General features: G+C 72.8%; 12 protein-coding genes. 5 read left to right on the plus strand and 7 right to left on the minus strand.

What is annotated here, in order from left to right:
- Window position 1: 1 nt before the first annotated feature.
- On the minus strand, window positions 2-1,525 hold the full coding sequence (locus tag ACV530_RS21110) for an ATP-binding protein (RefSeq protein ID WP_494334127.1): 1,524 nt from the start codon (window positions 1,523-1,525) through the stop codon (window positions 2-4).
- Window positions 1,526-1,782: 257 nt separating this feature from the next.
- On the opposite strand from ACV530_RS21110, the gene ACV530_RS21115 reads away from it, so the two are divergent.
- Window positions 1,783-3,066, plus strand: a complete 1,284-nt coding sequence (locus ACV530_RS21115; RefSeq protein WP_494334128.1) for a transaldolase family protein — start codon at window positions 1,783-1,785, stop codon at window positions 3,064-3,066.
- A 108-nt stretch (window positions 3,067-3,174) separates the two neighbouring features.
- A complete protein-coding gene (locus ACV530_RS21120; protein ID WP_494334129.1) occupies window positions 3,175-5,076 on the plus strand; it encodes a helix-turn-helix domain-containing protein in 1,902 nt (633 codons plus the stop codon).
- Here the strand turns inward: ACV530_RS21120 and ACV530_RS21125 are convergent.
- Window positions 5,064-6,269 carry an IS701 family transposase gene (locus ACV530_RS21125; RefSeq protein ID WP_494334130.1) on the minus strand — a complete coding sequence of 402 codons (1,206 nt, stop codon included), beginning with the start codon at window positions 6,267-6,269 and terminating at the stop codon, window positions 5,064-5,066. The two genes, ACV530_RS21120 and ACV530_RS21125, sit on opposite strands and share 13 nt — an antisense overlap.
- A 346-nt stretch (window positions 6,270-6,615) precedes the next feature.
- Here ACV530_RS21125 and ACV530_RS21130 point away from each other — a divergent pair, with 346 nt between their 5' ends.
- Window positions 6,616-7,284, plus strand: a complete 669-nt coding sequence (locus tag ACV530_RS21130; RefSeq protein ID WP_494334131.1) for a potassium channel family protein — start codon at window positions 6,616-6,618, stop codon at window positions 7,282-7,284.
- Window positions 7,281-7,949: a potassium channel family protein gene (locus ACV530_RS21135; protein ID WP_494334132.1), complete on the plus strand. Its 669-nt coding sequence runs from the start codon at window positions 7,281-7,283 to the stop codon at window positions 7,947-7,949. Before ACV530_RS21130 ends, ACV530_RS21135 begins: the two co-directional genes overlap by 4 nt.
- A gap of 57 nt (window positions 7,950-8,006) precedes the next feature.
- Here the strand turns inward: ACV530_RS21135 and ACV530_RS21140 are convergent, their stop codons facing one another.
- The 4 genes from ACV530_RS21140 to ACV530_RS21155 form a co-directional block, all read right to left on the minus strand.
- Window positions 8,007-8,729, minus strand: a complete 723-nt coding sequence (locus ACV530_RS21140) for a DUF3159 domain-containing protein (protein ID WP_494334133.1) — start codon at window positions 8,727-8,729, stop codon at window positions 8,007-8,009.
- A gap of 3 nt (window positions 8,730-8,732) precedes the next feature.
- Window positions 8,733-9,131, minus strand: coding sequence for an OB-fold nucleic acid binding domain-containing protein (locus tag ACV530_RS21145; protein ID WP_494334134.1), 399 nt, complete (start codon window positions 9,129-9,131; stop codon window positions 8,733-8,735).
- Window positions 9,132-9,169: 38 nt separating this feature from the next.
- On the minus strand, window positions 9,170-9,859 hold the full coding sequence (locus ACV530_RS21150) for a response regulator (RefSeq protein WP_494334135.1): 690 nt from the start codon (window positions 9,857-9,859) through the stop codon (window positions 9,170-9,172).
- Window positions 9,860-9,986: 127 nt separating this feature from the next.
- On the minus strand, window positions 9,987-12,539 hold the full coding sequence (locus tag ACV530_RS21155) for a DUF4118 domain-containing protein (RefSeq protein ID WP_494334136.1): 2,553 nt from the start codon (window positions 12,537-12,539) through the stop codon (window positions 9,987-9,989).
- Between the two features lie 176 nt (window positions 12,540-12,715).
- Between ACV530_RS21155 and ACV530_RS21160 the strand changes: the two genes are divergently transcribed.
- Window positions 12,716-13,255 carry a GNAT family N-acetyltransferase gene (locus tag ACV530_RS21160; RefSeq protein WP_494334137.1) on the plus strand — a complete coding sequence of 180 codons (540 nt, stop codon included), beginning with the start codon at window positions 12,716-12,718 and terminating at the stop codon, window positions 13,253-13,255.
- Between the two features lie 55 nt (window positions 13,256-13,310).
- On the opposite strand, the gene kdpC is transcribed toward ACV530_RS21160, so the two are convergent.
- The gene (gene kdpC, locus ACV530_RS21165; protein ID WP_494334138.1) at window positions 13,311-13,988 is read right to left on the minus strand and encodes a K(+)-transporting ATPase subunit C; all 678 of its coding nucleotides are present in this window, start codon (window positions 13,986-13,988) and stop codon (window positions 13,311-13,313) included.
- Between the last annotated feature and the right edge of the window lie 2 nt (window positions 13,989-13,990).

Here is a 13,990-nt window from a genome sequence, read left to right on the forward strand (position 1 = left end):
TTCACGCGTGGGGCTTCCCTTCGTCTTCGCGGGGTGCGGGGCGTGGGGGGTGGGCGTCCGTGGTGCCGCGCTCCTCGGGCAGGCCGGGGGCGGTGGGGGTGCCGTACGCGGGCGTGCGCCCGGCGCGGGTGCCGCGCGCGAACGCGCCCATGCGCCGGGCTGTTTCCTCGGCCGTACGGTCCGGCGGGGTCTCGGCAGGCAACGGCCGGGCGGCCGGCTGCTGCTGCGCGGCGCCGGGCTGCCTGCGACGGCGCTTGGGCAGCCCGCCGGCCGTGGTGCCGGCCTGCGACGGCGGGGCGGCCGGGGGCGGGGCGGCCGGGGCGTCCTCCGCCGGCCGGGGGCGCGCCGGAGCCTCGGGCGCCGGCGCGTGCGCGGGCTGGACACTCTCGCGGGGAGCGCCCTCACGGTGAGCGCTCTCACGGAGGGTGCCTTCGCGGGGAGTGCCCTCGCGGGGAGTGCCCGGCCAGTCGGCCTCGGGCGTGCGGGCCGGCGTCTTCAGGGGCGTGGTGCCGGGGCCGTCGATGTCGAGGTTGCTCAGCAGCCCGGTGGGCAGGAACAGCACCGCCCGTACGCCGCCGAAGGGCGAGCGGGTGTCGACGGAGACGCTGAAGCCGTAGCGCGCGGCGAGCACGCCGATGACGGGGAAGCCGAACTGCGGGGGGTCGCCGAGCCGGGAGACGTCCACGCCGCGTCGTCCGGAGAGCAGGGCGGCGGCGCGCTGCACCTCCTGGCCGTCCATGCCGACACCCGCGTCGTCGATGACGATGCAGGCGCCGTTGTGCACGGGCTGGAGGCTGACCTCGACGCTCGTGTTGGGCTGCGAGTGCCGCGCGGCGTTGTCGAGGAGTTCGGCGACGGCGAGGACCACGGGCTCAACCGCCCGGCTGATGACGGCCAGTTCACCGTGGCCGTGCACCCGGACGCGGCGGTAGTCGCGGATGCGGGAGGTCGCGCCGCGTACGACGTCGGTCAGCTGCGAGGCGACGCGCTGGCGTCCGGGCCAGGAGCCGCACAGCACGGAGATCGCCTGTGCGCGGCGCCCGAACTGGGAGTTGGCGTGGTCGATCTCCAGCAGGTCGCGGAGCACGTCGGGGTCGTCGTGACGTTCCTGCATGCGGGAGATGGCCAGTTGCTGCTCGTGGGCCAGTCCCTGGACGGCGCGCATGGAGGCCTTGAGCGCGGCCTTGGCCGACTGGTCGGCACGTTCCTGCGCCTTGTCCACGGCCTGGGCGAACAGGTCCATCACCGACTGGAGGCTGCGGGAGAAATCGGTGCCGGTGAGCCGCTCGTCGAGCAGGCCGGGCAGCGGCACGGACTTGTTCGTCGCGGAGTCCGCCACGGCCGGCAGGCGGACGCTCACCAGGCGTGCCGCCTCCTCGTCACGCGCCCTCAGATTTCCTTCCAGCGCGGTGACACGGGCGCGCACGGCGGTCGTGATCCTGCGCTGACGGATCAGCAGCGCGAGCACGGCGACCAGCGCTACGGCCAGACACCAGATACCCGCTTCCGGTATGTGATGTGACATCAATTCCTCTTGGACAACGGCGGCATGCGGGCGGCGGGACAGGTTACGGCGTCCTGACGTCCCGTCCAAAAGCGGAATACGCGGATCATCCAACCACACCCGTGACCGAGCGTTCGGCTCTCATCTCGATTCTTGAACAAACGAGCGACACTTGTCCCGTCCGGTGCGTATCTGACGGAGTAGGGCGGGACCGTTCGACGGCGGGACGAATCCCTCCCTAAGGTCGAGCCCCCACGCATCGTTCGAGGGGGGAGCCCATGGTGGAGCCACCGGCCGACGCGCTGCACGCCCTGCGCGCGGAGGGCGTCTCCCCCTGGCTCGACGGCCTGTCCCGCGAGTCGCTCGACTCCGGGCTGCTCGCCCGGCTGGTGGCCGGCGGCGCGGTCCGGGGCGCGACCTCGGATCCGCGGGCTCTGGCCGAGGGCATGGCGCACCACGGCACGTACCGCGAGCAGCTGTCCCACCTGTCGCTCCGCTCGGTCGCGCCGGAGCGGGCCCTCCTGGCCGTGTGCGCCTATGACCTGCGGTCCGCCTGCGACGCGGTGCGGCCCGTCTTCGCGTCGACGCACGGCCTCGACGGCCAGGTGTCGATGGACCTCGATCCCGCGCTCGCCCACGACGCCCGCGCCACGGTCGCGGCCGCCGAGCGGCTGCACCGGGCGGCGTGCCGGAGCAACGCGCTGGTCAAGATCCCGGCGACGGACGAGGGCCTGGCCGCGACCGCCGCCTGCCTGGGCCGGGGCATCGGTGTCCATGTCACGGGCGTCTATTCCGTACGGCGCTACGGCGAGGTGCTCGACGCCTACTTCGAGGGACTCGAGCGCGCCCGGGCCGCGGGCCTCGGCCTGTCCGCGATCGCCTCGCTCGCCTCGTTCCCCGTCGGCCGTCTCGACGACGGGATCGACCGCCGCCTGGACGCGCTAGGGGGTGGCCGGCGGGTCTGCGCGGGTGAAGGAGCGGCGTCTGGTGCCGTGCATCGCAAGGCGGAGGAGGGAGTCGATGCGGAGCATCGGCGACCGACGACAACGCCGCGAGGCGCGGCACCAGACGCCGCGACGCCGCGCAGACCCGCCGGCCACCCCCTAGGTGCCGCCGGGGCGGACGTTCCGCGGGGCGCGGCGTCGCTCGCCGTGGCCCGCCTCGCGTACCGGCTCTACGAGGAGCGGCTGGGCGGCGGCCGCTGGCGGAGCCTGACCGCCGCCGGGGCGCGCCCGCCGCGGCTGATGTGGAGCGTCGGCGGCTCCGGGAGCGCCCGCCTCGCCGGGTCCCTGGTCGCCTGGGGCACCGTCACCGCCGTACCGGCCGCGGCGCTCGGCGCCGTCGCCCGGGAGTGCCGCCTGGAGGGCGACACGCTGACCGGCGAACACGCCCGTGCACAGGCGGTGATGGACCGGCTGGAGCGGCTCGGCGTCGCACCGGAGGACGCCGCGCACGCGCTCGCGGAGGAAGACCTGCGTCAGCAGGCGTTCTGGTGGCGGGAGTTGCGGCGTACGGTCGAGGAGCAGCTGCGCCCCGGGGGGCCGGCACTGCACTTACCATAAGTTACTTGCGACACTCCGGCGCCTCGAATAGCTTGAGCGCGCATGATCTGGTACGCCCCGCCTCCGGCTAACGGGACTTACCGCATCGGGGATCAGGGGGTAGGGACCGTGTCGCAGAGCGCACCCGGGGCCGGGGTGCTCGCCGTACTGGAGCTCCTGGAACGAGGCGCCCCTCCGGAACAGTACGAGGCCCTGCTGGAGGAAGCCGGACCCGAGGAAACGGCCGTGCTGCGGCGCGCCGTGACGCTGGGGTTGTCCGTACGGGCCCGGGCCGAGGCGCAGCAGCAGCGCGAGGCAGGCCTGTCCGCCCTCTTCGACGCCGGTTTCGACATGGCCGCACCGCAGGACCTCGGCACGCTGCTGAAGGTCGTCCTGCGGCGGGTGCGGGTGCTGCTCTCGACGGACATGGCCTGGATCGGGCTGCTCGACGAGGAGCTGGGCTGTCCCGTGATCCGGGCCTCGGACGGCCACACCACCGACCGGAACATCGGCCTGCGCGTGGCCCCGGGCGCGGGGCTCGGCTCCGCCACCACCCGCAGCGACAACCCCTCGCCCTTCTGGACACCCGACTACCTCGCCGACGAACGGATCGAGCACACCCAGGCCATCGACGACGTCGTCAGGGCCGAGCGGCAGCGCGCGATCCTCGCGGTGCCGCTGACCCGGGGCACCCGGCCGGTCGGCACCCTCTACGCCGGGCAGCGCACGGTGCGGCACTTCACGACGGACGAGGTCGCCCTGATGTGTTCCTTCGCGGACCTCGTCAGCGTGGCCATCGACCAGGTCGGGCAGCTCGAGCGGAACGCCGCGCGCATCGCCGAACTCGAGCGCCGCACCCGGGACTCCGAGGCCGGGCTGCGGGACGCGCGCGGGCTCGGCGAGATCCACCACCGCCTGATCGAACTGGTTCTGAACGACAGCGACCCCGACGCCCTCGCCCGGCAGGCCGGGGACGAACTGGACGCCGCCGTACGGATCCTCGCGGCCGACGGCACCGTCCTCGCGGCGGCCGGCGACCTGCCCGCGTACGACGCGGACGGCGCGGACGCCCTGGAGTACGCCGGGCACGAACCTCTCGCCCTCCCGGACGGCCTGTGGGCCGTACCGCTCGAGGCGGGCACCGGGCGCCTCGGCACGCTGGTGCTGCACCCCCGGCGCCCGTTGACGGAGGACGACCGGCGGCCGCTGCGCCTGGTGGCCCAGGTGGTGTCCGTACAGCTCCTGGTGGAGAGCAGCAGGACCGCGATCGCGGAGGGCCAGATCCGCGAGGACTTCCTCGGCGATCTGCTCACCGGCCCCGAACCGCCACCCCGGCGACTGCAACAGCAGGCCCGGCGGCTCGGCGTCGACCTCGACGCCGAGCACGTCGTCGTCATCGCGCGCCCCGAGGGCGACGCCCGGGGCAGGCCGGCCGTCTGGGCGTCCTCGTACGCCCGCCGGACGGGCGGGCTCAGGAGCATGCTCCACGGCAGCGCGGTGCTGCTCCTGCCGGGGAAGGACCCGGGCGCCGCCGCCCGCGCGGTGCTGGCGGAACTGACGCCGCTGCTCGGCCATCCCGTGACGGTGAGCGCGGCGGGGCCGGTGGCCGGCCCGGCCTCCGTACGGCACTGCTTCCTCGAGGCGCAGCGCTGCATGGAGGCGATGACCTCGCTCGGCGCGACCGGCACGGCGGCGTCGCTGGGCGAACTCGGCTTCGTGGGCATGCTGTTGGCGGACCACCACAACGTCGACGAGTTCATCGAGGCCGCCATCGGCCCCGTGATCGACTACGACGCGCAGCGCTTCACCGATCTGACCCACACGCTGGAGACGTACTTCGAGGCGGGCGGCAGCCCCACGAACGCGGCCAAGAGGCTCCACGTGCACGCCAACACCGTCGCCCGGCGGCTGGAGCGCATCGGCGAACTCCTGGGCCCCGGCTGGCAGGAGCCCACCCGCGCGCTCGAAGTCCAGCTGGCGCTGCGGGTGTTCCGCGTCCGCGACAGCCTTCATCGCGCTCAGGAGACCTGAACCCCGTCGTCCCACCGCGCGAGCGCGGCGACGGCGTGGGCGGCCGAGGCCAGGGTGACGTGCCGGTGCCAGCCGTCGAAGGACCGGCCCGTGAAGTCCCGGACGCCCACCTGGTCGGCGATCTCGGCGAAGTCCCGCTCCACGCGCCGGGTCAGCCGGGTCAGCCGCAGCAGCGCGGCGGGCGGCACGTTCACCAGGTCCGTCAGCCACAGCTCCCCCGGCCAGTCGCCGCCGTGGTCGCCCGTCCCCAGCAGGAGCATGTCCCGCAGACGGACGGGCCGGCCCGAGGCGGACCGGCGTACCGGCAGGCCCACGCGCACCACCGCCGTCAGAGAGGTCCGTGCGGCCCGGCGCGGACCGTGGTCCCGCCACGGCACCGGGCGCCGCAGGTCCCGGGCGGCCGCCATGATCCGGTGCGCCGGCAGCGTCACCTCGCCACGCCCCTGCGGCGCGTGCTCCGCCGGCACCAGCCGCAGCGAGCCGCCGACCCGGGCCAGCACCGGTACGCCCGCGGCCCGCAGCCGGTGGAGCGCGGCGAGCGTGTCCTCCTCGCGGGCGTCCAGCACCACGGGCCGGGTCGGCAGCCCCCAGTCCGCCATCATCCCGGCGTACGCCTCGACCGCGCACTCCCCCGGCGTCTCCACGGGCACCGAACCGGGTATCGACGCCTGACGGCGGCGCAGCGGATCGTCCAGCCACGCGCCGGACAGGTGCAGCCGCCAGTTGACCGGAACGGCGCGCTCCGCCGAGGCGGCCCAGACGCCCGCGGCCTGCTGGGCGTTGATCACCTGGCCCGCGGCCGGGCTGAAGCGGCGCTCCACGCCGACGGAGTTCTCCCCCGCCTTGGGGATCACCATGGTCCGTACGACCCATGCCTGCGGCGGCGACAGCCGCACCAGGTGGTGCGCGAGGGCGCGGCGCACCGGCGACCAGTCCCAGGTGGAGCTGGAGATGAAGTGGTGCAGGCTCTGCTCGGCGGCCTGGCCGCCGGCCAGGGCCGCGATGTTGCGGATGGACTTGCGCCCCCGCGCCCCCAGCAGCCCGCGCAGATAGGCCTCGCCGCGCCGGCGCTGGTCGCTGCGCGGCAGGGAGGCGAGGAGCGGGTCGCTCAGCTCGGTGAGCAGCAGGTCCCGGGCGTCACCGGGGCCGCGTACGGGCCTCGGACGCGTCGCGTACGTCACCGCACCGCTCATCGGTTCTCCACTCCCCTTGCACGGACGTCACCGGGCCGTGCTCCACGGTGCGCTCCGGCGGCCCTCCCCGCCCAGGTGCGCGGGCCACCCGGTCGCCGGGCCGCCGGGTGGTCCGGCCACCGGGCGTCCGCGCGGGCCCGGCACCCGCGGCCGGGGCCCGGGCGAGGGGGTGTGCCGGGACCACCGCGCCCGGGGCCTATACGGTGGTGGCATGCACCGGCGGGGACGGGATCCCGTCCCCGGCACGGTCGCGAAGGTGTCGGGACGGCACCGAACGAGCAAGAAGAGAAGTGAGCAGGGTGTTGGTGCAGGTCAACACGGCATTCCGGAGTACGGGGCAGGCGTCGTGCACATTGTGATCATGGGGTGCGGACGCGTGGGCTCGGCCCTCGCGCAGACCCTGGAGCAGCAAGGCCACACGGTCGCGGTCATCGACCAGGACCCGACGGCGTTCCGCAGGCTGGGCTCCGGTTTCGGCGGACGGCGGGTGACCGGCGTCGGCTTCGACCAGGACACCCTGCGCGAGGCGGGCATCGAGGAGGCCGGCGCCTTCGCCGCGGTGAGCAGCGGCGACAACTCCAACATCATCGCGGCCCGGGTGGCCCGCGAGATGTTCGGCGTGGAGAACGTGGCGGCCCGTATCTACGACCCGCGCCGCGCCGAGGTCTACCAGCGGCTCGGCATCCCGACGGTGGCCACCGTCCGGTGGACGGCCGACCAGATGCTGCGCCGGCTGCTGCCCTCGGGCGCCGAGCCGCTGTGGCGCGACCCCAGCGGGGGTGTCCAGCTCGCCGAGGTCCCGGTGTCGGAGGCCTGGATCGGCCACAGGATCAGCGTCCTGCAGGAGGAGACCGGCGTACGGGTCGCCTTCCTCACCCGGCTGGGCGAGGCGATGCTGCCGGCGTCCTCGACGGTGTTGCAGGAGGGCGATCTGGTGCACGTGATGATGCGCACGGACGAGATCGAGAAGGTCGAGGCCGCTTTCGCGCAGGGGCCTGAGGAGGGTCACCGATGAGGGTTGCCATTGCGGGCGCGGGTGCCGTCGGCCGCTCCATCGCGGGCGAGCTGCTGGAGAACGGGCACGAGGTCCTGCTCATCGACAAGGCCCCGTCGGCCATCTCCGTGGAGCGCGTGCCGCTCGCCGAGTGGCTGCTGGCGGACGCCTGTGAGATCACGTCGCTGGACGAGGCCGCGCTCCAGCGCTGCAACGTGGTGATCGCCGCCACCGGTGACGACAAGGTCAACCTGGTCGTCTCGCTGCTGGCCAAGACGGAGTACGGCGTGCCGCGCGTCGTGGCCCGGGTCAACAACCCCAAGAACGAGTGGCTGTTCAACGAGTCCTGGGGCGTGGACGTGGCCGTCTCGACGCCGCGCCTGATGTCGGCGCTGGTCGAGGAGGCCGTGAGCGTCGGCGACCTGGTGCGGCTGATGCGCTTCAGCCAGGGCGACGCCAACCTCGTCGAGCTGACGCTGCCGCCGGAGGCTGCGCTGGCCGGCACCCGGGTCGGCGATGTGGACTGGCCCGAGGACACCGCGTTGGTCACCATCATCCGCGGCAACCGCGTGCTGACCCCGAACAAGGAGGACGCCCTCGAGGCGGGCGACGAGCTGCTGTTCGTCGCGGCTCCCGCGCGCGAGGAGCAGCTGGAGGACCTGCTGTCGGTGCGCCGCGAGGACTGAACCGTGCGAAGGGGCCCCGGGATGTTTCCCGGGGCCCCTTCCGCGTACGTACGTCCGTCAGTTGGCCGCGGCCTTCGCCTCGCGCTCCGCCTCGGCCGCCTCCATCTCGGCGAACACGTCGATGGGCGGCGGGGCCTTGGCGAGGAAGATCCACGTCAGATAGACCGAGAGCAGCATCGGCGGGATGCCGAGCGCCACCTTCACCCAGCCCAGCTGGGTGGCGTCGCCCCACCAGTAGAGCGGGAAGAGGATCGCCGACTTGGCGAGCAGGATCAGCCCCCAGGCCCAACTGGCCTTGGTGTAGGCCTTCTTGCGGCCGGGGTTGCGGGTGCGCCAGGAGAGGTTCTCCTTGAACACCGGGCCGAGGATCAGGCCGAGCAGCGGCACCCCGCACAGCGAGGTGACGATGTACGCCACCGCCAGCCCGAGGGTGTAGAGCATGCCCGGCAGATAGAAGTTCTTGGCGTCACCGGACATCATCGCGAAGACCGCGCCGAAGGCGACCCCGAAGACACCGCCGAAGGCGTGCTTGAGGGTGTCCTTGCGCACGAGCCGCGCGACGCCGAGTACGAGCGAGAGGGCCAGCGCGGCGACGGCCGAGACGTGGATGTCCCGGTTGACCGTGTAGACCGCCACGAACACCAAGCCGGGGACGGTGGTCTCCACCATGCCCCGCACACCGCCGAACGCCTCGAAGAGGGCGGCTTCGGTAGCCGATCTGGAGTCCCCGGGCCGGGGCCCGGAGGCTTGCTGATCCGTCGGGTTGTCGAGGGACGTCAACGGCTACTCCTGTCCGAGCGGTCGGAGTTCGTATCGAGGGTTGAACAGAACTCTCCGGCCGCGGCTCATCGAGATCCGGCCGGAGGCGATCAGCTTACGGCCGGGCTCTATCCCCGCGATGGAACGGCGCCCGAGCCACACCACGTCGAGCGCGGCCGAACCGTCGAACAGCTCCGCCTCCAGGGCGGGCACCCCGGCACGCGGCCGCAGCGTGACCGTGCGCAGCGTACCGGTGACCTTGACTATCTGACGGTCGTCGCAGTCGCAGATCCTGGTGCACCCCACCGCTTCCGTGTCCTTCTGCAGCTCTGCGTCGTGCAGCTCCGACTGCGAACTGGACAGCCGGTCGAGCATCCGGCGGAAACGGCCGGTCGGCTTCTCGGGACGGGGTACGGCACTCATGAATCCAGCCTACCGGGGCCCGGGCACCCCTTTCGGGCCTACATCTCGAACCGGTATCCCATCCCGGGCTCAGTAATGAAGTGCTTCGGGTGCGACGGGTCCTGCTCGAGCTTGCGGCGCAGCTGCGCCATGTAGACCCGCAGGTAGTTCGTCTCCGTGCCGTAGGAAGGGCCCCAGACCTCCTGGAGGAGCTGCTTCTGGCTGACGAGGCGGCCCGTGTTGCGCACGAGCACCTCGAGCAGGTGCCACTCGGTCGGGGTCAGGCGGACGTCCCGTCCGCCGCGGTTGACCTTCTTCGCCGCGAGGTCGACGGTGAACACGTCGGTCTCGACGATCGCGTCGTCGCCCGCCGACGCCGCGCCCGTGGGTTCGGCCCGGCGCACGGCTGCCCGCAGCCGGGCGAGCAGTTCGTCCATCCCGAACGGCTTGGTGACGTAGTCGTCGGCACCCGCGTCGAGCGCCTCGACCTTCTCGTCGGAGGTCTGGCGGGCGGACAGGACGAGGATCGGCACCCGGGTCCAGCCCCGGAGGCCCTTGATCACCTCGACGCCGTCCATGTCGGGCAGTCCCAGGTCGAGGATGACGACGTCGGGGTGGCGGGCGGCGGCGAGCTGGAGCGCGGTGGCGCCGTCGGGCGCCGCGTCGACCTCGTACTTGCGAGCCTTGAGGTTGATCACCAGGGCGCGGACGATCTGCGGCTCGTCATCCACCACGAGCACCCGGTTCATGCGGAACCACCTCTGCTGTTCATGCGGGCCCCGCCACGGGACCCGGGGTTTTCGGCTAGGGATCCGGGGTTCGGGACCCCCGGGGAGCGGCGGGCGGTGGCCCGCGGCTCCAGGTCTGCGGACCGGCTCATGAGGTGGCCTGCGCCGGCAGGTCCGGACGGACCGGCGGAAGACCCGCGGCGGCCCGAAGGGTGAGGACCATGGTCATGCCGCCGCCCGGGGTGTCCTCGGCCGAGAGCGTGCCGCCCATCGCCTCGACGAAGCCGCGGGCGACCGCGAGGCCGAGCCCGACGCCCGCGCCGCGCGGGGCGTCGCCGTAGCGCTGGAAGGGCTCGAAGATGCGGTCCTTCGCGCTGTCCGGCACGCCGGGGCCGCGGTCGGCCACCCGGACCTCGACGCGGTCGCCGAGCGCGCTGGCGGCGACGAGGACGGGGTCGCCGTCCGGGCTGTACTTGACGGCGTTCTCGACGATGTTGGCGACGCTGCGCTCGAGCAGGCCCGGGTCGACGGCGACCATCGGCAGCGTCTCGGGGATGTCGAGGCTCACACTGCCCTCGGTGACGCCGCCGAGCGCCATCGGGACCACCTCGTCGAGGTCGATCTCGCGGATCAGCGGGGTGACGGTGCCGGTCTGCAGCCGGGACATGTCGAGCAGGTTGCCGACCAGGTGGTCGAGGCGGTCGGCGCCGTCCTCGATGCCGGCCAGCAGCTCGGCCTCGTCCTCCTCGGACCAGGCCACGTCGTCGGAGCGCAGCGAGGTCACGGCCGCCTTGATGCCGGCCAGCGGGGTGCGCAGGTCATGGCTGACCGCGGCCAGCAGGGCCGTACGGATGCGGTTGCCCTCGTCCAGCTGCCGGGCCCGCTCGGCCTCGCCGACCAGGCGCTGGCGGTCCAGGACGACGGCCGCCTGGGCCGCGAAGGCGGCCAGCACCCGGCGGTCCTCGGCGGGCAGCACCCGGCCGGAGAGCGCGAGGGCCATGTGGTCGCCGACGGGCATGTCGACATCGGCGTCCTCGGGGCGCAGCAGGGGCTTGCCCGAGTTGGTCACGACGCTGCTCGCGCAGGTCCAGGGGTCGTGCTCGCTGGCGCGCTCCAGCAGCGCCACGGAATCCATGGCGAAGGTCTCGCGGACCCGTTCCAGCAGGGCGTCCAGGCTCGTCTCCCCCCTCAGCACGCTGCCGGCGAGGAAGGAGAGTATTTCCGACTCGGCCCGCAGCCGGGCCGCCTGGTGCGTGCGGCGGGCCGCGAGGTCCACCACGGAGGCCACCGAGACCGCGACGAACACGAAGATCGTTATGGCGACGATGTTCTTCGGGTCCGTTATCGTCAGCTCGTGCAGCGGCTCGACGAAGTAGTAGTTGAGCAGCAGGGACCCGAAGGCCGCCGAGAACAGGGCCGGCGCGAGTCCGCCGAGCAGGGCCGCCGCGACCGTCGCGCACAGGAACAGCAGCATGTCGTTGGCGAGCCCGAGGTCCGGCTCGATGTTCGTCAGCACCAGGCTGAACAGCGTGGGGAAGCCCACGCCGACCAGCCAGCCGGCCAGGATGCGCCCCCGGCTGAGCCGGGCGCCGCGCGCCACCGGCAGCCCCCGGCCCTTGGCCACCTCGTCGTGGGTGACGATGTGGACGTCCAGGTCGGGACCGGAGTCGCGGGCGACGGTCTGGCCGACGCCCGGGCCGAAGATGTACTGCCAGTTCTTGCGGCGGCTGGAGCCGAGCACGATCTGGGTGGCGTTGACGCCGCGAGCGAACTCCAGCAGCGAGGCGGGGACGTCGTCCCCGATCACATGGTGGAAGGTGCCGCCGAGGTCCTCGACCAGTGTGCGCTGGACGGCCAGCTCCTTGGGCGAGGCCGAGGTCAGCCCGTCGCTGCGGGCGATGTAGACGGCGAGGATCTCGCTGCCGGAGCCCTTGGCGGCCATACGGGCGGCACGCCGGATGAGGGTGCGGCCCTCGGGGCCGCCGGTGAGGCCGACGACGATGCGCTCGCGCGCCTGCCAGATGGTCGAGACGCTGTGGTCGGTGCGGTACTGGCGCAGGTACTCGTCGACGCGGTCGGCGGTCCACAGCAGGGCCAGCTCGCGCAGCGCGGTCAGGTTGCCGGGCCGGAAGTAGTTGGAGAGGGCGGCGTCGACCTTGTCGGACTTGTAGATGTTGCCGTGCGCCATGCGGCGGCGCAGGGCCTGCGGCGACATGTCGACCAGCTCGATCTGGTCGGCACGCCGCACGACCTCGTCGGGCACCGTCTCGCGCTGCCGCACGCCCGTTATCGACTCGACCACGTCCCCCAGCGACTCGAGGTGCTGGATGTTGACGGTCGAGATGACGTCGATGCCGGCCTGGAGCAGCTCGGCGACGTCCTGCCAGCGCTTGGTGTTGCGCGATCCCGGGACGTTCGTGTGGGCCAGCTCGTCGACGAGGACGACCCTGGGGCTCCGGGCGAGGATCGCGTCCACGTCCATCTCCGTGAAGACGCTGTCGCGGTAGACGAGCTCACGACGGGGCACCTCCTCCAGGCCGTGCAGCATGACCTCGGTGCGCGGGCGGCCGTGGTGCTCCACGAAGCCCACGACCAGGTCGGTGCCGCGCTCCACCCGGCGATGCGCCTCGGAGAGCATGGCGTAGGTCTTGCCGACGCCCGGCGCCGCGCCGAGATAGATCCGGAGATTGCCGCGTCCCATGGCCCCATTGTCTTTCACGAATCGCGACGGTGGTCGGGGCGGTTCTCCGTCCTGAGGTGCAGCACTGCCGCGCATCGACGAGCTTACGGCGGACGGTCCGGACATTTCGGGCGAAGAGCGGTCGTCCCGCAGGTATTTGACGCGGTCCTGACGCGCGGCCGCGTGACGTTCGTAGCATGAGGACCATGACCGAGCTGCACACGGCACACACCTCCGGCCTCGAGGCGTCCGAACTGGCCGCCGTACGCGCCCTGTTGGACGCCGCCTTCGAGGGCGACTTCTCCGACGACGACTGGGACCACAGCGTGGGCGGCGTCCACGCCCTGGTCCGGGAGGACGGCGAGATCGTCGCCCATGGCTCGGTGGTGCAGCGCCGCCTGCTGCACGGCGGACGGGCGCTGCGCACGGGCTATGTGGAGGCCGTGGCCGTACGCGCCGACCGGCGCCGCCGGGGGCACGCGACGGCCGTGATGGACGCGCTGGAGCAGGTGCTGCGCCGCGGCGGGTACGAGCTGGGGGCACTCGGCGCCGCCGACGAGGCCGTGCCGCTCTACCGCGGCCGGGGCTGGCTCCCGTGGCGGGGCCCGTGCGCGGTGCTCGCCCCCACGGGCATCGAGCCCACCGGGGAGGACGGCATCCACGTCCTGCCGCTGACGACGCCGCTCGACCTCGACGCGGAGCTGGTGTGCGACTGGCGGCCGGGCGACGTGTGGTGAAACGCGCGGGAGGGCCGGGGCGTGTGCCCCGGCCCTCCCGCTTGTGCGCGTGCGGTCAGCTCTTGACGAGCTTCTGCAGCGCGATGTTCAGCTTGAGCACGTTGACGCGCTCCTCGCCCATGAAGCCCAGCTGGCGGCCGTCGATGTGGTCCTTGACCAGCTGCTCGACCTTGTCGGCCGACAGCTTGTTGGCCTGGGCGACCCGCTTGGCCTGCAGGCGGGCGTACGCCGGGGAGATGTCCGGGTCCAGGCCGGAGAAGGACGCGGTCACCGCGTCCGCCGGGACCTCGGACGGGGCGACACCGTTGAACTTGGCGATGTCCTCCCGGTTCTGGTTCACCTGGTCCAGCAGGGCCTTGCTGTCACCGGCGAGGTTCGAACCACCGGAGACCACCAGCTTGTACTGGGTGTTCTCGGTGTTCGGGCCGGCCGCCGACAGACGGGGCTGGAAGAACACCGGATTCGGCACCGTGACCTGCTTGCCGTCCTTGTCCTTCAGCGGCTTGCCGTCCTTGTCCTTCGCGTCGAGCGTGTAGCTCTGGCCGAGGAGCTCGGAGCCGACGGACTTGCCGTCGACCTTGATCTCCGAGCCGTTGGCCTTGTCGTGGAAGGCCGCCTGCGCGATGCCGGTGACGACCAGCGGATAGATCACGCCACAGACCACGGTGAGGACGAGCAGGGCGCGGAGCCCCGCCCACAGCACTCGGGCTGTGCCGCGTACGGAGTTGTTCATGA

Source organism: Streptomyces sp. SX-6 (genome assembly GCF_059089585.1).